This is a genomic window from Isosphaeraceae bacterium EP7, assembly GCA_038400315.1.
Lineage (GTDB): Bacteria > Planctomycetota > Planctomycetia > Isosphaerales > Isosphaeraceae > EP7.
Map to the genome: position 1 here is coordinate 5,644,237 of CP151667.1, position 19,251 is coordinate 5,663,487.

The following is a 19,251-nucleotide window of genomic DNA, read 5'->3' on the forward strand; positions in this document are numbered from 1 at the left end:
TTCAGAGCCAGAACCGGCGAGCCGCATCAGCCCACCCCTCGCCCTGGCAGGCGGCCAGCGTGGCGAGTTTTCGGGCCCCCGACACCCGGGCCCGCGACCGGAACACATCCAGGCCTTGCCGCTCGATCGCCCCCAGGATCCCGCCGTAGAGCCGCCCCATCACCCGGACCGTCAAGCGACTCGACGCCCCTTCCAACCAGGCCACGCCCGCCTCGGCCTCGGCGTAATAGTGCCTGGCACGCCCGATCTGGAACGTCATCAAGTCGCGGAATCCGTCGTTGACGTCCCCTCGTGCAATCTGAGCTTCGGTCACGCCAAACCGACGAAGCTCATCCTGCGGCAGATAGACGCGGCCCATCGCCGAGTCCTCGCCCACGTCACGCAGGATATTGGTGAGCTGCATCGCGGTGCCGAGCGCCAGAGCCTGGGGGAAGCAGCGGTCGTCGCGATAGCCGAAGAGATGGGTCATCATCAGGCCGACGACTCCGGCCACTCGGTAGCAGTAGAGGTCGAGCGCGGCGAAATCCTCGTATTGGCGGACGGTCAGGTCCATTTCCATGCCGTCGAGCAGGTCGTCGAACAGCGGCCGGGGAATCGAACGCTCGCGGACGGTCCGGCGGAACGCGGACAATCCGGGCGCGACCGGCCCTCGTCCATAAGCATCGTCGAGCGAGGCCCGAGCGAAGTCCAGCCGCGCGACGGCCTCGGCCGGGCTCGCGGCGTCGTCGACCCCATTATCCGCCCAGCGGCAGAAACCGTACACGGCATAGGCATGGGCGCGGGTCTTACGAGGCAGGCAGGTCGAGGCGAAGTAGAAGGTTTTGGCGTACGACCGGGTCACCCGCCGGCAGACGCGCGTCCCGCGCTCGTTGGCCTCGTCGGTGCAGGTCTTGACGCTCAAAGGAACCGCTCCAGCACCTTCGCGCTGCTGATGACTCCGGGCAGGCCCGCGCCAGGGTGCGTCCCCGCGCCGACGAAGTAGAGCCCGTTCACATCCTCGCTCCGGTTATGAGGCCGGAACCAGGCGGATTGAGTCAGCGTCGGCTCGAACTGGAATGCGGAACCCTGGTAGGCGTCGAGCTGCGTCTCGAAGTCTTTGGGCGTGAAGGTGATCTTCGAGATGACATGCTTGCGGACGTCCGGGAGCAGGTGCTCGCGTTCGAGCGAGGCCAGGATCCGATCGGCGTATTCATCCTTGATGGCGTCCCAATCCTGGCCGCCCCCCAGGTGCGGCACCGGGCTGAGGACGTAGAAGCACTCGCAGCCCGGTGGCGCCAGGCTCGGGTCGGTCCGGGTCGGGGCATGCAGGTAGAGCGAGAAGTCCTCGGCCACCACCTTCGCGTCGAAGATGTCGCCGAGCAGCCCCTGGTACCTCGGCCCCAGGATAATCGAGTGGTGAGGCATGTGCTCGTAGGTCCGATCCGTGCCGAAGTAGAGCACGAAGAGCGACATGGCATACTTCATCTTCTCGATCCGCCGGTCGGTCCACTTCCGCCGGTGCTCGGGCTTGATCAGCTTGCGGTAGGTGTTTGCCACGTCGCCGTTGGAGACGACCACATCGGCCGTCAGCCGCTCGCCCCCCTGCACTCGCACGCCCGAAACATGCCCGTTCTCGATCTCGATCTCCTCGACACGACGGTTCAGCTCGATCGTGCCGCCCAGGTCTTCGAACAGCCGGACCAGGCCGCGGACGAGCGCCCCGGTCCCACCCATGGCGAAGTGGACGCCCCAGGTCCGTTCGAGGAAGTGGATCATCGAGTAGATCGACGACGAGCGGAGCGGGTTGCCGCCGATCAGCAGCGGCTCGAAGCTGAAGACCTGCCGCAGCGCGGGGTCCTTGATGAACTTCGACACCTGGGCATACACCGAACGATCGGCGCGGAGGCGGATGAGGTCGGGCGCGACCTTGGCCATCTCCCAGATCGAGTGGAACGAGTGATCGGCCAGGTCGGTGAAGGCCCGGTCGAAGATGCGACGGCTGTAGTCGAGGAACGCCCGATAGCCGGCCACGTCGTCGGGGTTGAACCGGGCGATCTCGCCTTCGAGTCGCTCCGTGTCTCCGTTGTAGTCGAAGGTCCGGCCATCATCGAAGAAGATCCGGTAGAACGGGTCGCATGGGACGATCGTGGCGTAATCGGCGATCGTCCGGCCGGCCAGGGCCGCGAGCTCGTCGAGGACGAACGGGACGGTCACGATGGTGGGGCCCGCGTCGTAGGTGAAGCCGTTGTCCTCGTAGACGTAGGCCCGGCCGCCCGGCTTGTCTCTCATCTCCAGGATGGTCGTCCCGTACCCTTTGGCCGCCAGCCTGATGCCCGCGGCCAGGCCGCCGAAGCCACTGCCGATGACGACCGCCGTCTTGCCCTGGCCGGTTTGCCGGGCCTTCGACTCCAGGCGTTTTCGCGGGGCGACGTCCTGGGTGGCGAAATCGAGGGGCATCAGGTCGTCGTTCCTGGCATGGGGCCGGTTCTGATTCAGGTGACCGTCACCGGGCAAGGCTCGCCGATCACCGAAGCAGGGGTGGCCTGCGGCGGCGTCGGGAAGCCGAAAAGGTCCATCAGGGCGACGAAGGAACGCCGCTGGGCCGGCTCGATTGACGAGGCCCGGAGCGCCTCGACCGCTTCTCGCTGGAGATTCATGAGCGTGTCGCGGCTCGACTCGATGGCCCCGCTGTTGCGGATCAGGGCCAGCAGGCGATGCCGCCTCAGGACTCCCGCGGGTGCCTCCAGTGCGTCTTCGATGGCGCGTCGACCGCGCTCCGTCGAGGCCCGATAGGCACGCATCAGAACGTACGTTCGCTTGCCCGAGTCGAGGTCCGCGTGATCGCCGGACGTCTCGTCGGCCTCGAGCCCCTCCAGGTCGTTGCGCACCTGGTAGCCGAAGCCGAGCAGGTCGCCGAACTTGTCGAGCGCCCGGCAGACCGAGGAAGGCGCCCCGGCCAGGACGGCCCCCAGGACCAGGGGGCCCGAGACGCTGTAGCGGGCGGTCTTACGCAGGTAGGCCTCGACGACATGTTCCTCGTCGAGCGTGTCGAGTGGGCAATTGCCATAGAGGACGTCGAGCGCCTCGCCCAGTCCCGTCTCCAGCATCATGTCGGCGACCAGCCGATGGACGCGGCCAAGCCGCGAGTCGTCGAGGCCCGACCGGGCGATGAGCCGCAGGCCCAGCGAGCAGAGCAGGTCGCCGGAGATCAGGGCCAGGTCGGCGGCCGATTTCCGGGTGGTGGGGCACTCGGGCGTGCTCGACCGGAGGCGAAGGTCTTCGTGCAGGGTCGCCCGGTCGCGCCTGAGCAGGCTGGCGTCGATCAGGTCATCGTGCACGAGCATGAAGGCGTGGAGGATCTCCAGGCTCGCGGCGCAGAGCCAGACCGGCCTGGGCGGAGGCTCGCTCCCGCCTTGCAAGATCCGGTAGCTGGCCAGGCAGAGACGGGGCCTGAGCCGCTTGCCCCCCCGCACCACGAACTCCGAGGCCGCCTCGTACAGCGGCCGGACGTGGGGGTTGGAGGCGTACTTCCGCCCGGTCTGGGCGAGGAACGCCGTCAAATAACGGTCGACCCGCTCGCGATCGCGGGCGGGCGAGACTTCCGCCGATGCCGAGCACGTCGCGGAACTTGCAAGCTCGGGCATGGATCCGACCCCCGCGACTCGAGACGACCACCAGGGGTCGCAGCCCAGCCCTCGACACGCCGGAGATCCGGCGTCATCCCGGGATTTCGTCGGGCTCGATTCAATCCCTGAGCATTGTACTCCCCCGGATAGGGGGCAATGACGAAGGGTCTCGACTCAGGAACGGGGGCGAGTCGAGACGTCCGCAGGGAGGATGACGGGGGCCCGTCGCGCGCCCGAGAGAGGTGCGCGACGGGGGCGGGCAAGGCGGCGTTTCAGTCGTCCTCGTCGATCTTCAGGTCGAGCAGGAAGTCGGCGACGGCGTCCTCACCGATCGCGGCTTCCTTCTGGAGCGGGATCACGTCGACGTCGGTCTCGGGCGCCTTCTTCGGGGGCGAGCCCGTGACCGTCTTGGGTGGATCGACTCCCGGGATGGTGGTCGGCTCCTCGCCGAAGTCGAGCTCGAAGGTCTCGTCGTCGATGCTGTCGTCGATGAGGGCCTCGCTGATCGCCGTGTCGCCCGGCGCGGCGGCCCTGACCGAGGCGACCTTCACCGGAGTCCTGGAGGCGAGCTCGCTGATCTGATCAATCCGGAACTTGATCGGGCCGACGGTGAGGGTGTCGCCGTTCTTCAGCGCGACGGGCTTCTCCACCTTCTGGCCGTTGACGAGCGTGCCGTTGGAGCTGCCCAGGTCCTTGACCATGAGCTTCCCCTTGCTCTCGTACAGCTCGCAGTGCCTGCGGCTGACCTGAGAAGAGTTGATACGGAGCTGGCAGTCTTCCTGCCGCCCGACCGTGGTCACGCCCCCGGCTAGTTTGACCACGTTCGAAGCGCTCCGTCCCTTCAGGACGGATAGCTGATAATCCATAGTCGAGATCATCCTGCTCGGGAACCGCGATCGGTCAGTGAACCCCGGGCCCCCCGCGCGTGGGCCGAGACGACATTCTGCCCCTAGCTTAACTCATGGATTCGGCCCGTCGCAATCATCCGCGCCACGCTTCGCGATGACGAACTCGTCGGCCCGCCTCGGAGGTTGCGTCTTGGGCACACCGAGTCGATTAGTAGCCGGCCGCCATGCCGTCCTTGCGCGGGTCCGAGCCCCCCATCAGCACGCCCCGGTCGATGTCCATCCGGATCGCCTGGTAGCCGCCGAAGCCCCCCTTCCCCTCGACGAGCCGATGCCCCAGGGCTTGCAGCTTGCGGCGGACCTCGTCCTCGATGCCCGACTCCAGCGCAACCGACCCCGAGCCGTCGGCCTTCGCGCCGGTCGGGTCGCTCGACCCGGCGTGGCGGAACCGCGCGGAGTCGCCCGCTTCCTGCACGTCCATGCCGAAGTCGACCATGTTCACGATCACCTGGGCGTGCCCCTGCGCCTGCATGTCGCCACCCATTAATCCGAAGGTCATCCAGGGGTGCCCGTCTTTGGTGACGAACGCGGGGATGATCGTGTGGAACGGGCGTTTGCCGGGCTCCAGGCGGTTGGTACTGGCGGGGTCGAGCGAGAAGGAACATCCGCGGTTCTGGAGCGCGAAGCCGAGCGAGCCCGGAACGTGCTGCGAGCCGAAGCCGCTGAAGTTGCTTTGGATCAGGCTGACCGCGTTGAAGTCCTTGTCCACCACCGTCATATAGATGGTGTCGGCCTCAAGGATCACGCCCGGCTCGGGCTTGTCATTGGCCCGATCCAGCTTGATCAGCTCCCCGCGGGTCCTGGCATATTCCTTGGAAATGAGTGTGGCCACTGGCACCTTGGAGAACTCGGGATCGGCGTAATACCTGGCCCGGTCCTCGTAGGCCAGCTTCTTGGCCTCGATCAGCAGGTGCAGGGCCTCCGCGGAATTCGACCCCATCGACTTCAGGTCGTAGGGCTCCAGGAGGTTCAGCATCTGGAGCGCCGCGATCCCCTGGCCGTTGGGGGGCAGCTCCCAGACGTCATAACCACGATAGTTCGTCGAGACGGGCTCGACCCAGGTCCCCTTGTGGGTTTGGAGATCGCCCAGGGCCAGCAAGCCGTCAACCGACTTCGAATAATCGGCGATCGACGCGGCGATCGGCCCCTTGTAGAAGGCGTCGCGGCCCCCCTCGGCGACCAGTTTCAGGGAGCGGGTGAGCCCCGGGTTCTTGAAGACGTCGCCCGTCCTGGGCGGCTGGCTGCCGGGCAGATAGGTTGCGGCGGAGGTCGGGATCCTGGAGAGGGATCGTGTCGAGCCCTGCCAGTCGGCGGCGATGATCTCGCTGACGGGGAACCCGAACTCGGCGTATTCGATGGCGGGGGCCAGCAGTTCGGCCAGGGGCTTGGTGCCGAACCTGGACCGGAGCATCTCCCAGGCGTCGACGCAGCCGGGCACCGACCACGACAGCGGGCCGCTCGTGGGGATGCTGGCCATCCCCTTCGACTTGTAATAGTCGAGGCTCGCGGCGGCCGGGGCACGGCCGCTGCCATTCAGGCCGTGGAGCTTCTTCCCCTTGGCGTCCCAGACGATGGCGAAGAGGTCGCCGCCCATGCCGCACGACATCGGCTCGACGACGCCGAGCACGGCGTTCGCCGCGATGGCGGCGTCGACCGCATTGCCCCCCTGCTGCAAGACCCGGATCGCCGCGGCGGTCGCCAGGGGCTGGCTGGTCGCGGCCATCCCCCCGCGGGCGATCACCGCCGACCGTGTCTTGTGCAGCGGCCCGCTCGGCCTGTCCTGCGCCGCGCTTTGATTTGGCATGATCATCGGGGTCAGGACGTAGGCAGCCAGGGCGGCGATCGGTCCGAGTCGTCGGGCGGTCATCGGGTCACCTCGGTCGGTTCGCAACGGGCGTTCATGCGTGCGAAGCCGGCCGATGACAACGCGCCCCCCGACCCGAGTCAAGCGGTCGGGGGGCGCGGCTACTCCGATCAGTGGGAGACGACAAGCTCGGTCTCGACCAGGTTGGCGTCGTCGGATTCCGCCGACTCCCTGACCGGCCGGCGCCACTCGGCCAGGCGCTGCATCACGACGTAGAAGACGGGGACGAAGAAGACGGCCAGGAAGGTCGCCGCGATCATCCCGCCGAAGACGGCCGTGCCCAGCGAGCGGCGGCTGGCGGCACCGGCCCCGGTGGCGTTGACCAGGGGGTAGATCCCCAGGATGAACGCGAACGAGGTCATCAGGATCGGCCTGAACCGCATCCGGGAGGCCTTGATCGCCGCGTCGACGATCGAGAGGCCCTGGGCCCTCAGCTCGCGGGCGAACTCGACGATCAGGATCGCGTTCTTGCTCGCCAGCGCGATGATGAGCACGATACCGATCTGCGTATAGATATTATTATCCATCCCGCGATACGACACCGCGGCCACGGTCCCCAGCAGGGCCAAAGGGACGACCAGGATCACCGCGGCCGGCATCGTCCAGCTCTCGTACTGGGCGGCGAGCACCAGGTAGACCATCAGGACGCCAAAGGCGAAGACATAGATGGCCTGGCCGCCGACGCGCTTCTCCTGGTACGACATCCCGGTCCACTCGTAGCCCATCGAGCCGGGGAGCTTGCGCTCGGCCATCTGCTCCATGAGCAACATGGCCTGGCCCGAGCTGAACCCCGGCGCGGCCTGCCCCTGCACGGTCGCGGCCGGGTAGAGGTTGTACCTGGGGATGATCTGCGGGCCGTTGGACCGCTCGACGTTGGCGACCGTGCTCAGCGGGATCATCTGGCCGTTGAGGTTGCGCACCTCCAGCCGGCGAATGTCCTCGGGATTACGGCGGAACTTCTGGTCGGCCTGAACCCGGACCTGCCAGGTGCGGCCGAACTTGTTGAAGTCATTGACATAGGCCGACCCCAGCGAGGCCTGCAAGGTGTTGTAGAGTCGGGCCAGGGGGATGCCCAGGCTCTTGGCCTTCTCGCGGTCGATGTTGGCGTAGATCTGCGGGACGCCCGATCGGAACGAGGTCTGCAAGGCGGTCAGGCCGGTCTGGGAATTGCCGTCTCGGACCATCTCCTCGGCCACCTGCTGCATCTCGGCCAGGCCGGTGCCCCCCTTGTCTTCCAGCTTCAGCTCGAAGCCGCCCGCCGTCCCCAGGCCCATGATGGCCGGAGGCGGGAAGGCGAAGATCATCGCCTCGGGGATCTTCTGGGCCTCGGTCATGAAGTGGGTGAGGATCCCCTGCAGGCTCTTCTCGGGGTGCGGCGTCCGCTCTTCGAACGGCTCCAGGTCGAGGTAATACGTGGCCGCGTTGGGCAGCGCGGCGCCGTCGAGCAGCGAGTTGCCGCCGTTCATGAACCAGCCGCGGACCCCTGGGGTCCCTTCGAGAATCTTGTTGACCTTGGCGATGACGGCGCGGGTGCGCTCCTCGGAGGCCGCGTCGGGGAGCTGGATGCCCATGATCGCATAGCCCTGGTCCTCGGTCGGCAGGAACCCGGTCGGCAGCTTGGTGAACCACCAGCCGGTCAGGGCCACCAGGGCGAGGAACAGGGTCATCATCGGCAGGGTATGCCGCACCGCGCGGGTGACGATCGACGCGTAGATGGCCTCGCATCGGTCGTAGATGCGGTTGAACCAGGTGAAGAACCAGTTCTTCTTCTCCGCGGTCGGCCGCAGGTAGACGGCGCACTGCGCGGGCTTGAGCGTCACGGCGTTGATGGCGCTGATGATGGCCGTGGCGGCGATGGTCAGCGAGAACTGGCGGTAGAGCTGCCCGGTGATCCCGCCCAGGAACGAGGCGGGGAGGAACACGGCCATCAGGACGAGCGTGATGCCGATGACCGGCCCGATCACCTCGCCCATCGCCTTGATCGTCGCGTCCTTGGGGCTCAGCTTGCCGCGGTCGATGTGATGGACGGCGTTCTCGACGATGACGATGGCGTCGTCGACCACGATGCCGATGGCCAGCACCAGGCCGAAGAGGGTGAGCATGTTGATCGAGAAGCCCATCGCCGCCATCGCGGCGAAGGCGCCGATGATCGTCACCGGCACGGTGGTCGCTGGGATCAGGACCGCCCGCCAGTCTTGCAGGAAGACCATGATGACGATGAGGACCAGGATGCCGGCCTCGAAGAGGGTCTTGTAGACCTCGTGGATGGCCTCGTCGACGAACGCGGTCGGGTTGAACGGGGTGCTGTACTCGACCCCCTCGGGCAGCCTGGCCTTGATGACCTGCATGGCCGCATCGATCCGCTTGGCCACGTCGAGGGCGTTGGCTCCCGGGAGCTGGAAGACGCCGATGCCGGCGGCCGGCTTGCCGCGGATCTCGACCCACTGGTCGTACGACTGGGCGCCCAGCTCGATGCGTGCGATATCCTTGATGCGCGTCAGCCGCATGCGGGAGGGCTGGTCCTCGACGGCCTTGACGATGATGTTGCCGAACTGCTCCGGCTCGCTCAGCCGCCCCATGGTGGTCACGGTGAACTGGAAGTTCTGGCCCTCGGACGTTGGCGACTGGCCAACCTGGCCGGCGGCGACCTGGACGTTCTGCTCGGAGATCGACGCCAGAACATCCTCGGTGGTGAGGTTACGGGCCTTGAGCTTCTCCGGGTCGAGCCAGATACGCATGCCATAGCTGGAGCCGCCGAAGACCATGATGTCGCCGACCCCGGTGATTCGGCTCAGCGCATCCTTGACGTACAGCGTGGCGTAATTGCTGAGGAAGAGGCTGTCGTACCGTCGGTCGGGCGAGGTGAGGGCGACGACCATGATGATGCTGGTCGACTGCTTCTTGGTCGTGACCCCCTGCCGCTGAACTTCCTGCGGAAGCCTCGGCTGGGCGATGGCAACCCGGTTCTGCACCAGGACCTGGGCCCGGTCCAGGTCGGTGCCGACCTCGAAGGTGACCGTCAGGCTGTACGCCCCGTTGGAGGCGCAGCTCGAGTTCATGTAGAGCATGCCCTCGACGCCGTTGATCTCCTGCTCGATGGGAGAGGCCACGGTATCGGAGAGCACCTGGGCGTCGGCGCCAGGGTAGGCGGCGACGACCATGACCGTCGGCGGCGTGATCGAGGGGTATTGCTCGATCGGCAGGTTATACATCATGACCGCGCCCACGAGCATCGTCATGATGGCGATGACGTTGGCGAAGATCGGCCGTTCGATGAAGAATTTCGAGAACATGTGGGGGTCTGCCCGTCGGCCTCTGGAGTGTTCAGTTGGGACGGGCAGCGGGCGCATCGCCCGCGTCTTCGTGCCTGGCCACGGCGGCCGCGGCCTCCTGGTCGAGCTTCGGGCTGACCTTCAGGCCGGGCCTGGCTCGCAGCAGGCCGTCGACCACGATCCGGTCGTCGGCGCCGATCTTGCCGGTGACCTCGCGGAGGCCGCCATCCTCGATCCCGAGCTTCACCTGCCGCCTCTCGACCTTGTCTTCCTTGCCCACGGCCAGGAGATAGGCCCCTTGCTGGTCGGAACCCAGGGCACGCTCGGGCACCATCAGGGCATTCTGGCGGCTCTCGAACGGCATCCGGACGCGGACGAACTGGCCCGGCGTGATGATGCCCTCGGTGTTGGTGAAGAGGCCTCGGGTGCGCCTGGTTCCGGTGCCGGTGTCGACCATGGGGTCGATGTAATCGACCTTGCCTTTGTGCGGATAGCCATCCTCATTGCCCAGGCCAAGCTCCATGGTCAGGGTCGCCTCGCGATAGTCGCGCTGCTTGCCCGCGCGGATCATGTCCTGGACGCGGAGCATGTCGTCCTCGCTGACGCTGACGTAGGCGTAGACCGGGTCGATCTTGACGACCGTGGCCAGGGTCGTGGCCGTCCCCTCGCCGACGTAGTTGCCCACGTCGAAGTCTCGGTTATTGATCCGGCCGTCGATGGGCGACGAGATCCGGCAGTAGCTCAGGTCGAGCTCCGCATTGCGAACGGCCGCCCTGGCCCCTTCCAGGCTCGACCTGGCCGAGAGGATGTTGATCTCGTAGTCGGCGGTCGACTGCTCGATGGCGGCGAGGTCGGCATCCATCTGGGCCTCGCTCTTCTTGCGGGTGGCCTCGGCGCGGTCGAGGTCCTCGCGAGAGGCGGAGTTGCGCGCGACGAGGGCCCTGGTGCGTGCCTCCTCCAGCTTGGAGAGCGAGAGCTGCGAGTTGTCCAGCTCGTGCTGCGCCTTGGCGATCTCACGCCCCTTGGATCGCTCGGCCTTGGCCAACCCCGCCTCGGCCTCGGCGAGCTTGGCCTTGGCCTGCTCCAGGCCGACCTTGAACGGCTCCTCGTCGATGACGAACAGCACCTCGCCCGCCTTGACGTCGGCCCCGTCCTGGAACAGGCGTTCCTTGAGGAACCCCTTCACCCTCGCCCGCAACTCGACCTTCGAGGTCGGCTGGGCGGTGCCGGTGTATTCCAGGTAGCTGGTCACCCCGCGCAGGACCGGCTTGGCCACGATCACCTCGGGCGGCGGCGGCTCGTGGTAGACATTCCCCTGGCCGCAGCCGGCCGCGAGCAGCGAGACCGCGAGCATCGGGGCGAACATCGCCGCGACTTTCGTCAGGGGACGCCCGTACGGCCGGGCCGTCGTCAGGTCGGGATCGAGCATCGTTGGGCCCATGTGAGTCTTTCGAATCCGGCGGCTGTTTACTGTTCGATCGATCAACTGTAAGATTCCAAGGTCGTCTGAGTCAAGATGGGATGCCTGCGAAGGGTCAGACGTCCAGATCCTGCCGAGGCGAGAAGGTTCGCATTTTCAGGCAATTTTTAGGCGAGATATCCATGATTGATGGGGAGGGGCCTCCCGCCGGCGAGTCGCAAGTCCGGGTCAGGAATGCAACCGCGACGAAGGCGGCCGTGCTGGCCTCGGCCGAGCGGCTGTTCGCCGAGCGAGGGTTCGCCGGCACCTCGATGCGCGACCTGGCGGCGGCTTCGGGGGTCTCGCAGCCCTTGATCCAGCACCACTTCGGCGGCAAGGACGCCTTGTACGCGGCGGTCTTGCGGCATTCCATGGAAGACTTCGTCGAACGCACCCGCGACGAGGCGACGCGCACCGACCTGCCGATCAGCGTCGCCGAGGACTTGACCAGGCTCTTCGCGTTCCTGTGCGCGCACGCATCGGTGATGAGGATCATCGGCTGGGCGCGGCTGGAGGGGAAGCATGACCTGGTCTCGGGGTGCGAGGGGATACGGCTGGCGATGATCGGGAGGATCGTACGCGGGCAGGAGCTCGGCCTCGTCAGGACGGACATCGACGCCCCCTCGCTGGCCGTGATGCTTGAAGGATTGCTGATCTACTGGTTCGAGAATAAGGCACTGAATCGGGTCCTTTTCGACCACGAACCGGACGACGAGGCATTCCTGCGTAAGGCGATCCTCCTCCTGGAGCGCGGGATCGCGCCGGCGACGCCCGGGGCCTGAACGGCTGGCCCCCGGGCGACGCCAGAGGGTCAATTCCCGGCCTCGAACAGCTCGGAGAGGACCCGGCCGTCGGGGCGTCCGAGCGAGACGCCCAGCAGGTGCGCGGCGGTGGGGGCGATGTCGACGGTGTTCACCCGGTCGACGAGTGCCCCGGCCTTGACCCCGGCGCCGTTGACCAGGAACAGGGCGTTCATCTTCGGCTCGGTCGAGACGTAGCCGTGGGAGCCGGTGGGCGTGGCATTGGCCTCGATGAGCCCGGCGCCCTTGGCCGTGGCGGAGAAGCCGTAGCCGTCCTTGGCCACCAGCACGAGGTCGGCCATCGACCGGTTCTCGGCAGGCTGGGGGAAGTGATATTCGGGATAGTCGGCGGGCTGGAGCACCGCGGCGATCCCCTCGGCATCCCGGAAGAGGGACGTGACGGCGTCGCGATCCTGGGCCGCCGTGGAGGGGTCGGTCAGGTAGACCATGCCGATCCCGCCCTCGGAAATGACATGGGCCTTGGCCGACTTGATCTTGGCCTCGTCCGCGACCAGCAGGCCGGCATCCCGCAGGGCGATGTTGGGGCGGATGTTCTTGGTGACGGCGATGAAGCCGTGGTCGGAGAGGACGAAGAGGGTCGTCTGCTTGCGGATCCCGGCCTCCTCAAGGGCCCCGACGACCTGCCCGACGAGGCGGTCCAGCAGCGATGCGGCGGTGTAGCCCGGGGCGGAGTCGGGCCCGTGGCGGTGGTGGGTGCCGTCCAGGTTCAAGAGGTGCAGCGCCAGCAGCCTGGGCTTGCGGGCGCGGAGGATCTGGCAGGCGGCCTCGGTCCAGACCTCGTCGCGGACGACCCCGCCCCCCTTCTCGTAGTTGACCAGAAGACCCTTGTCGGCAAGCTCCTGCTTGAGCCTGGGGGTGGTGAAGTCGAGGTCCTTGGGGACGTCGGGCATGTTGTCGGCGATGCTCTTCGAGCCCCGGGTGCAGGGCCAGAACAGGGCGGCAGAATCCATGCCCGCGTCCTTCAGGACGTCGAAGAGGAGCGGGATCTTGACCAGGTCTTGCTGGCTCCGCGCGGGGTCGACGAGGGTCGGGCTGCCGGGCTCGCCGCGGGTGGCCACGCCGTTGAAGAGGACGCCGTGGCGGTCGGGGTAGACGCCGGTCATCAGTGAGGTGTGATTGGGCCAGGTCACCGACGGGTTGACGACCCGCATCCCTTGCCTGGATGAGGCCCCCTCGGCACGCAGCTTGCGCAGGTTGGGCAGCGAGACGTGGGGGTCGTCCAGCAAGGTCGCCGGGAAGCCGTCGAGGGTGATCACGACGACATGGCGGTCTTCGGCCCGTGCCGTGGACGGCATGACGAGGGCCAGGGCGAGGGCGGCCAGGGCGAGGCGTCGATGCATCGGCTGTTCTCCATGCGATTGGGGCTGAGCCAGGTGCGGGAGGTCTTCCGAAGGTCGAGTTTAGCGGGTCGTGTGTCGAGCGTTCGGTGCATGGAATGTCGGGGCCGTGAAGATGGTGGGAACCTTCATGCGTCGGCCCAGGCGGCCTGCGAGACGGGCTTCGGCCGGGTCGGTGGGCTCGGGACGTCGGCCGGTTTGGGGAAGCGGAGTATGAAGCGGGCGCCCGCGTCGGGACGACTCTCGACCCGGACCGTCCCGCCCCCGGCCGCGGCGATCCGCCTGACCACCGACAGCCCCAGCCCGACGCCGGGCCGGCCGACCATCCGGGCCCTGGGCGAGCGATAGAAGGGGTCGAAGACCGCCTCAGCCTCCTCGGCCGAGAGCCCGCAGCCGTGGTCCTCCACCACCAGCATGGTGGCATCGGCCTCGGGCCAGCAAGCGACACGGACCGACGTCCCGGTTTCGCTGTATTTGAAGGCGTTGTCCACAAGGTTGTCTACCATCTGCGAGAACAAAGGGGGGTGGGCGTTGACCCTCGCCGGGGCGTCGGAAACCTCGACGCGGAGGTCGTCGCCGCGGTCGTGGTCGTGCCAGCGGCGGAGCTGCTCGGGGAGCCAGGTGGCCAGGTCGATCACCTCGGAGTTGGGGTGCACGGCCTCCGCCTCGGTGCGGGCCAGGAAGAGGAGCGACTCGACGATCTGCCGCAGCCGGCTGGCCTCTCGGTGGACCTGGTCGAGGGTCTGCTCGTACTCGTCGGCCGGCCTCGGGCGGCGACGGACCACCTCGATCAGGCTGAGCAGGCCGGCAATCGGGGTCCGTAGCTGGTGAGAGGCGTCGCCGGTGAATCGCCCCTGTCGGTCGAACGATTCATGGACCCGGTCCAGCAGGCCGTTGAAGGCGCGGCCCAGGTCTTCCAGCTCGTCGCCCGTGCCGGGGGTGGGCAGGTGGTGCGAGGCGTCGGCAAGCTCCATGCTCCGCGCCGAGGCGGCCATCTTCGTCAGCGGTGCAAGCGCTCTTCGGATGAAGCGGCGGCCGGCGACGGCGCAGGCCAGCCAGAGGGCTGTCGACACGCAAATCACCGCCATCGCCAGGTTCCGCAGGCTGGCCTCGGCGGGCGCCGGCGAGAGGCCGACGGTGAGGATCATGGTCGAGAAGACGGGGTCATCCTGGTCGTCGTCCTGATGCCCGCGGCCCAGCTTCAGCAGCTCGGGAAGCCGCAGGTGGCGGCGGGCCAGCCTCCAGCCCGGCAAGGTGCCGACCACCGTCGCGTCCCCCTCCCGGGGCGGCAGCACCGACGAGTTCGGATCGGGCGGGGCGAAGCTGCTTTTGAACGAGTTCACCGATTGGTCGAGGATCCGCCCGTTCGCAAGCTGGATCGCCCAGCGCACGTCCTCGACGTCGGGCTCCAGGCCCAGCAAGAGCCGCCGGTCCTCGGGCTCCCACTCCAGGCCCTCGGTCTCGACGTCCACCGCCGCCTCCAGGGTGTCGAGCGCCTGCTCCAGCCGGTCGTCGAGCTGGCGGGTCAGGTATGACGCCCCCAGGGAGTAGATGGCGCCCGAGAAGCCGATGAGCACCGCCGCCAGGGCCGCGAGGAAGAAGACCGACAGCCGAGTGGTCAGGCTCATGTTCATGACGTCTCCTTCGCCGCCGCGGCGGGCCCCTCGCCCAGCACGTAGCCCCGGCCCCTCAGGGTGTGGATCAGCCGAGGGCCGTGCGCCTCGAGCTTCCGCCGCAGCTCGAAGACGTGGACCTCAAGGCTGTTGGAGATCCCGTCGTGACGCTCGTCCCAGACATGCTCATAAATCCTCGTCCTGGAGAGCACCTGGCCCGAATTTCGCATCAGGAAGACCAGCAGGGCGTACTCCTTGGCGGTCAGGTCGACCGCGCGGCCCGCACGAAGGACGCGCTGGCTGGCCAGGTCGAGGCTGATGTCCGAGAAGTCGAGCGTAGTGCCCGATCGACCCTCGCTCCGACGCATCAGCGCGCGGCAGCGTGCCAGCAGCTCCTCGAAGGCGAAGGGCTTGCTCAGATAGTCGTCCGCCCCGCCATCGAGCCCCCGGACCCGGTCGGAGACGGCATCCCGCGCGGTGAGGAACAGGACGGGCGTCTCGCGGTCGCGCTGGCGGAACCGCTTCAGGACCGTCAGGCCGTCCTGCCCCGGCAGCCACCAGTCCAGCACGACGAGGTCCCAGCCCCCGCCCGCCAGGGCCGCCCAGGCCGCGTCGCCGTCGGCGGCGTGCTCGACGACGAAGCCCTCTTCACGCAGCCCCCGCACCAGGGATGACGCGATCAGCTCATCGTCCTCGACCAGCAGGATGCGGATCCCCATTTTCGGCCCCCCTTCGGCCTTAACCCACAAGGCCGTCCACCCCACGCATTTTACCCGGAAAAGGCCGCAATCACATCCAGCGGGGAGCCTCGTCGCCGTCCCGACCCGCAAGCAGGCCCAGCCGCCTCAGCTCGGCCTCATCCTCGGCGGGCTCGCAACCGGCCAGGCCCATCCGGCCCAGGTCGCTCCAGGACTCGACGGCCGGGGGCGAGGCGACGACGTCGGACGGGCCATCGGCGGTCATCGGGGGCTGCATGTCGCGGTCGGTGATCTGGACGAAGCGAAAGAACATCGGATGTCCTCCGGAATGGGCCTTGAAAGGTCGATGGGCTGCGGGCGAGCCTCAATGTTCCAGGTCCTCCCGGAATGGATCTTGGTCGGCCTGGTCTTCCGAGGGCTGGCTGACGAAGACACAGAAGGCGTCGAACGCATCGACCATCGACTTGATCACATAACCACCGGCCAGCCCCGTCACCATGGCCTCGCAGGCGGGCACGATCAGCAGTTCAAAGGCGTTGGATTTCATCGGACTCTGCTCCGCTCGGGTTCGTTCCTCTCAAGGCGGCGTCTCATCTCGCCGGCCACGAAAGAAATCTACCGGGCGAAGCTTAACCCACCGTTACCAAGGGATTAAGATTCGCTAAGTTTGACTTAACACCTTAATTTCATAACCTTTAGGCCCACGAAATTCCCCCCGAAATACGGTCGTTGCCCCCGCTTTGGTCGACCATTCCTTCGCATGACAGGCCGACTGGCTGGAAACGGGACGGCCGGACCCCGGAACCTCCGGCGCTCCGGCTGAGAGACCCTTGGACCGAACCCGATCGCGTTCGTCGGCCCGCGACGCAACGGCCATGGGAGACAGCCCGGGGCGGAACCATCGACCGGCCTGGTATGCGCGATGCCCGCGCGGGGAATCACCTCGTTCGCTCCGAATTGTCAAAGATGGGGGCGATTTCAAGGGCAATGGACCGGGATTCAGGCGGCAGGAGCGGCCAGGAGACGGAGAATCCCCGCTCGTGCAGGAAGCCTCGATGCAACGGACGGCCGGCATAGGCGCCGAGCGGGCCTGGCGAGCGGCTTCGCAGTCAAAGCGGCCACGTTCAGGCCGACGAGCGAGCGGGCCAGGCGGCGGAACAGGCCCGACAGGTGGCTTCGTTCGGCGAATCGGGTCGGGACAGCTTGATGGGTTCGTTCTGTGCGGAGGACCGGGGCGGATTGTGGCTGGATTCCCGCCTGTTCCACGTCACCGGGCGGCTGGGAGTGGCCGCTTTGTTCCGAGGAGTTCCCCCGATCGGGACCGGATGCGGGGGGCACGGGCTCGTGGTCGGGGGCCGGGTCGGTGTCGGGGAATTCGCGGGCGGGCGGACGGACGTAGGAGGTGTCGCGGGGCCGCTCGCGGTAGTCGTCGGACATGGTCAGGGGCGCGGTCTCGCGTCGCTGGCGCCCCTTTTGCAGCATGTCCAGGGCCCACCGCTGGCGGCGGAAGCTGGCCGTCTCGTAGCGCCGGAGCAGGACGAGCGTCGGGTCGTCGACGGCGATCAGTCCCATCGACGTCGCCTCGCGCAAGTCTTCATCGATCTCGTCGAGCATCCCCTCTTTGCGGTCGTAAAGCCCTTCCAGCTCGCCCTCGACCAGCTCACGCAGGTGGGACAGTGTCTCTTCTCCCTCGTCCGCATTGAGCGGGCTGTCCAGCTCTCGCAGCTCGGCGGCGATGCCCAGCAGGTCGTGGGCCAGGCCCTTCTGCTCGGCGGTCCAGCCCCCGTTCTTGTCGAGGCCTTTGCCAAGAGCCCGCCAGCGAGCAATCAGCCAGTCGCACCCGGCCGAGGTCGTCGCCAGCCGCGCCGCCACCTCGTCGGGCCGGTCCGCCAGGGTCCGCCCCAGCTTCGCCGCCTCGGCCTTGCGCTCGTCGCCCCAGCAGGCAACCGCGCGTCTCGCCCGGACATCCCGCACCAGCCGCTCCTCGATCCGGCACCGGTCGATCCGCACGCCCTCGATCGCGATCGTCTCGACCAGCCCCATCTCGAACGCGTTCATCGGCCTGAGCGACGAGACCAGCTGCTCGCCCCGCTCCTGTGCGGCCTGCGCCTCGCATTCGGGAACAACCACGCCACTGCCCGCCAGCCCGTGAATCAGGCTGTTCCGGCGTGATTTCTCCTTCCCCTCGGCGGTCCTCGGCCCGGTGCTGCGCTGAGCATTGCGTCGGTTGGCGTCGATGCGCCGCTGGCTGACTTCGAGCTTGCCCATGATGCTTCGTCGCTTCCCTGGGTGCGAGTTCGAGGGGGTGGATTCGCCGACATCGGCGAGGGGCGGACCGCGTGACTTCGCGAAGAACGGCCCCAGGAGAGACTATCCCGAAATCGGGACTCCCGTCAATGCAAAATTCCATTTTATTCGAGCTGCGGGCCTCGCCGCCCACCCTGGAGTGTCCCTGCCTGCTGATGCCCGGATGACCCCCGCGAACCACTCCATCGATCGCATTCGCTTGCCATTGTTTTCCCCCCAGAATTCGCGAACCAATCCAGTTTGATTTTGTACATACACCGCCGTACAATCCTATTCTGTCATGACGAAAGGATCTCAGGGCCGGCCGATGGGCTTCAAGCAAACTCGCCGGGCCCTGATCGAGGCCTTGCTGGCTCGTCGCATCGAGTTCGAAGACCGGCGGGATGCGGGAAGCAAGAATCTCCTCTATACCGGCGAGGTCACACCGGAGTTCGTCGTTGAGTTGCTACTCCGTTGCACAGGCGACCAACACTCGACGAGCCGGCACCATATGGATCGAGACCAGATCGTCGACATTTTCAAGGTCCCGAATGATGGCGTCCGTTGGTATATCAAGTCATATCTCGTCGAGGACGACGGGGTCCTGGCGATCTTCATCAGCGTGCATCCTTGAAGACGGTCAACTCCCGGGAGGCAGGGCGATGAGGTTGTTTCAGCCGGGCGATCGATCGGTGGGCATTTGCCAGCACTGTCGGTGCAAGGTCCGGACGGTCATGAAGTACGTCGACTTCACGCCGGCCGGGACCGACGCGATTGTCCCCGACGTCCTGCTCGGCATCTGCGAGAGGTGCGACAATGTGGTCGGCATCCCGTACCAGTCGACCCCGAAGATCAACGAACATCGCGCAGCCGCCGCCCACACCCAGGAGAACATCGAGGCCCGCGTCCCCAGGTCACTGGAGGAAGCCCTCGAGCTTGTCACGGCATCGGTCGGCGGCACGCATAAAGAATTCCGGCCTGCCATGATGCGTTATTATTTGAATCAGGTTTCGAAGGACCCGGAGGTCGCCAGGCAGGTCGAGGCCCGGTCGAAGGCAGACCTGGCGAGGGGGAAGGCGGATCGACGCCTGGCGCTGAAGGTCCCATCCCGTCAGTGGGCCGCCGCATGGACGGCTGCCAAGGCCGCGGGGATCACGCGGAATAGCCAGCTCTTGCGGGGTGTGGCTGCGCTGATCGCCGACGATTACGGGATCTCGCTCAAGGGCAAGGGCGGGGAGGGTTTGCCGGCGACCAAGCCTTCGAAGGGGGCCCGGGCACGGATCGCGTTCCTTAAAGATCTCGTTGAATCGATCTGATCGGGCGAAGTCGTGTCGAGAGGAACAGCATGCGGATTATGGTGTGAGGGGCCCAAGTAAGTTAGCCTGGGGTTC

The 19,251-nt window shown here is 67.0% G+C and carries 16 protein-coding genes; 3 read left to right on the plus strand and 13 right to left on the minus strand.

Translation table 11 applies throughout. The features are described 5' to 3' along the window. Position 1: 1 nt before the first annotated feature. The 7 genes from EP7_RS22235 to EP7_RS22265 all read right to left on the minus strand — a co-directional run bounded on the left by EP7_RS22235 (position 2) and on the right by EP7_RS22265 (position 11,087). Positions 2-901 (minus strand): phytoene/squalene synthase family protein, encoded by a 900-nt coding sequence (locus tag EP7_RS22235; RefSeq protein ID WP_463524331.1) that lies wholly within the window; start codon positions 899-901, stop codon positions 2-4. Continuing rightward, positions 898-2,436: a phytoene desaturase gene (locus EP7_RS22240; RefSeq protein WP_463524332.1), complete on the minus strand. Its 1,539-nt coding sequence runs from the start codon at positions 2,434-2,436 to the stop codon at positions 898-900. Before EP7_RS22240 ends, EP7_RS22235 begins: the two co-directional genes overlap by 4 nt. Positions 2,437-2,471: 35 nt before the next feature. Next, positions 2,472-3,623 carry a polyprenyl synthetase family protein gene (locus tag EP7_RS22245; RefSeq protein WP_463524333.1) on the minus strand — a complete coding sequence of 384 codons (1,152 nt, stop codon included), beginning with the start codon at positions 3,621-3,623 and terminating at the stop codon, positions 2,472-2,474. A 254-nt stretch (positions 3,624-3,877) separates the two neighbouring features. Then, on the minus strand, positions 3,878-4,471 hold the full coding sequence (locus EP7_RS22250; RefSeq protein ID WP_463524334.1) for an FHA domain-containing protein: 594 nt from the start codon (positions 4,469-4,471) through the stop codon (positions 3,878-3,880). Positions 4,472-4,661: 190 nt separating this feature from the next. Next, positions 4,662-6,377: a gamma-glutamyltransferase gene (ggt, locus tag EP7_RS22255; RefSeq protein ID WP_463524335.1), complete on the minus strand. Its 1,716-nt coding sequence runs from the start codon at positions 6,375-6,377 to the stop codon at positions 4,662-4,664. Positions 6,378-6,484: 107 nt separating this feature from the next. Then, on the minus strand, positions 6,485-9,667 hold the full coding sequence (locus EP7_RS22260; RefSeq protein WP_463524336.1) for an efflux RND transporter permease subunit: 3,183 nt from the start codon (positions 9,665-9,667) through the stop codon (positions 6,485-6,487). Between the two features lie 31 nt (positions 9,668-9,698). Beyond that, positions 9,699-11,087: an efflux RND transporter periplasmic adaptor subunit gene (locus EP7_RS22265; RefSeq protein ID WP_463524337.1), complete on the minus strand. Its 1,389-nt coding sequence runs from the start codon at positions 11,085-11,087 to the stop codon at positions 9,699-9,701. A 161-nt stretch (positions 11,088-11,248) separates the two neighbouring features. Between EP7_RS22265 and EP7_RS22270 the strand changes: the two genes are divergently transcribed. After that, positions 11,249-11,887, plus strand: a complete 639-nt coding sequence (locus EP7_RS22270; RefSeq protein WP_463524338.1) for a TetR/AcrR family transcriptional regulator — start codon at positions 11,249-11,251, stop codon at positions 11,885-11,887. Between the two features lie 29 nt (positions 11,888-11,916). Here the strand turns inward: EP7_RS22270 and EP7_RS22275 are convergent, their stop codons facing one another. From EP7_RS22275 to EP7_RS22300, 6 genes are all read right to left on the minus strand, one after another. Further along, on the minus strand, positions 11,917-13,266 hold the full coding sequence (locus EP7_RS22275) for an alkaline phosphatase family protein (RefSeq protein ID WP_463524339.1): 1,350 nt from the start codon (positions 13,264-13,266) through the stop codon (positions 11,917-11,919). A gap of 125 nt (positions 13,267-13,391) precedes the next feature. Then, entirely contained in the window at positions 13,392-14,891 is a 1,500-nt protein-coding gene (locus EP7_RS22280; protein WP_463524340.1) for a sensor histidine kinase, read from the minus strand. Positions 14,892-14,893: 2 nt separating this feature from the next. Further along, on the minus strand, positions 14,894-15,595 hold the full coding sequence (locus tag EP7_RS22285; RefSeq protein WP_463524341.1) for a response regulator: 702 nt from the start codon (positions 15,593-15,595) through the stop codon (positions 14,894-14,896). A gap of 70 nt (positions 15,596-15,665) precedes the next feature. Next, entirely contained in the window at positions 15,666-15,887 is a 222-nt protein-coding gene (locus tag EP7_RS22290) for a hypothetical protein (protein WP_463524342.1), read from the minus strand. Positions 15,888-15,938: 51 nt separating this feature from the next. Continuing rightward, positions 15,939-16,121: a hypothetical protein gene (locus tag EP7_RS22295; protein WP_463524343.1), complete on the minus strand. Its 183-nt coding sequence runs from the start codon at positions 16,119-16,121 to the stop codon at positions 15,939-15,941. Positions 16,122-16,573: 452 nt separating this feature from the next. Continuing rightward, positions 16,574-17,842 (minus strand): hypothetical protein, encoded by a 1,269-nt coding sequence (locus tag EP7_RS22300; protein ID WP_463524344.1) that lies wholly within the window; start codon positions 17,840-17,842, stop codon positions 16,574-16,576. A 319-nt stretch (positions 17,843-18,161) separates the two neighbouring features. On the opposite strand from EP7_RS22300, the gene EP7_RS22305 reads away from it, so the two are divergent. Then, positions 18,162-18,494, plus strand: coding sequence for a hypothetical protein (locus tag EP7_RS22305; protein WP_463524345.1), 333 nt, complete (start codon positions 18,162-18,164; stop codon positions 18,492-18,494). Between the two features lie 28 nt (positions 18,495-18,522). After that, complete coding sequence (locus EP7_RS22310; protein WP_463524346.1) at positions 18,523-19,176, plus strand: hypothetical protein; 654 nt, start codon at positions 18,523-18,525, stop codon at positions 19,174-19,176. Positions 19,177-19,251 lie beyond the last annotated feature (75 nt).

Excerpts from the sequence above, each read along its gene's own strand:
- EP7_RS22240 (WP_463524332.1), bottom strand. The coding sequence starts at position 2,436 with ATGCCCCTCGATTTCGCCACCCAGGACGTCGCCCCGCGAAAACGCCTG.
- EP7_RS22245 (WP_463524333.1), bottom strand. The coding sequence starts at position 3,623 with ATGCCCGAGCTTGCAAGTTCCGCGACGTGCTCGGCATCGGCGGAAGTC.
- EP7_RS22250 (WP_463524334.1), bottom strand. The coding sequence starts at position 4,471 with ATGGATTATCAGCTATCCGTCCTGAAGGGACGGAGCGCTTCGAACGTG.
- ggt (WP_463524335.1), bottom strand. The coding sequence starts at position 6,377 with ATGACCGCCCGACGACTCGGACCGATCGCCGCCCTGGCTGCCTACGTC.
- EP7_RS22260 (WP_463524336.1), bottom strand. The coding sequence starts at position 9,667 with ATGTTCTCGAAATTCTTCATCGAACGGCCGATCTTCGCCAACGTCATC.
- EP7_RS22265 (WP_463524337.1), bottom strand. The coding sequence starts at position 11,087 with ATGGGCCCAACGATGCTCGATCCCGACCTGACGACGGCCCGGCCGTAC.
- EP7_RS22270 (WP_463524338.1), top strand. The coding sequence starts at position 11,249 with ATGATTGATGGGGAGGGGCCTCCCGCCGGCGAGTCGCAAGTCCGGGTC.
- EP7_RS22275 (WP_463524339.1), bottom strand. The coding sequence starts at position 13,266 with ATGCATCGACGCCTCGCCCTGGCCGCCCTCGCCCTGGCCCTCGTCATG.
- EP7_RS22280 (WP_463524340.1), bottom strand. The coding sequence starts at position 14,891 with ATGAGCCTGACCACTCGGCTGTCGGTCTTCTTCCTCGCGGCCCTGGCG.
- EP7_RS22285 (WP_463524341.1), bottom strand. The coding sequence starts at position 15,595 with ATGGGGATCCGCATCCTGCTGGTCGAGGACGATGAGCTGATCGCGTCA.
- EP7_RS22290 (WP_463524342.1), bottom strand. The coding sequence starts at position 15,887 with ATGTTCTTTCGCTTCGTCCAGATCACCGACCGCGACATGCAGCCCCCG.
- EP7_RS22295 (WP_463524343.1), bottom strand. The coding sequence starts at position 16,121 with ATGAAATCCAACGCCTTTGAACTGCTGATCGTGCCCGCCTGCGAGGCC.
- EP7_RS22300 (WP_463524344.1), bottom strand. The coding sequence starts at position 17,842 with ATGGGCAAGCTCGAAGTCAGCCAGCGGCGCATCGACGCCAACCGACGC.
- EP7_RS22305 (WP_463524345.1), top strand. The coding sequence starts at position 18,162 with ATGACGAAAGGATCTCAGGGCCGGCCGATGGGCTTCAAGCAAACTCGC.
- EP7_RS22310 (WP_463524346.1), top strand. The coding sequence starts at position 18,523 with ATGAGGTTGTTTCAGCCGGGCGATCGATCGGTGGGCATTTGCCAGCAC.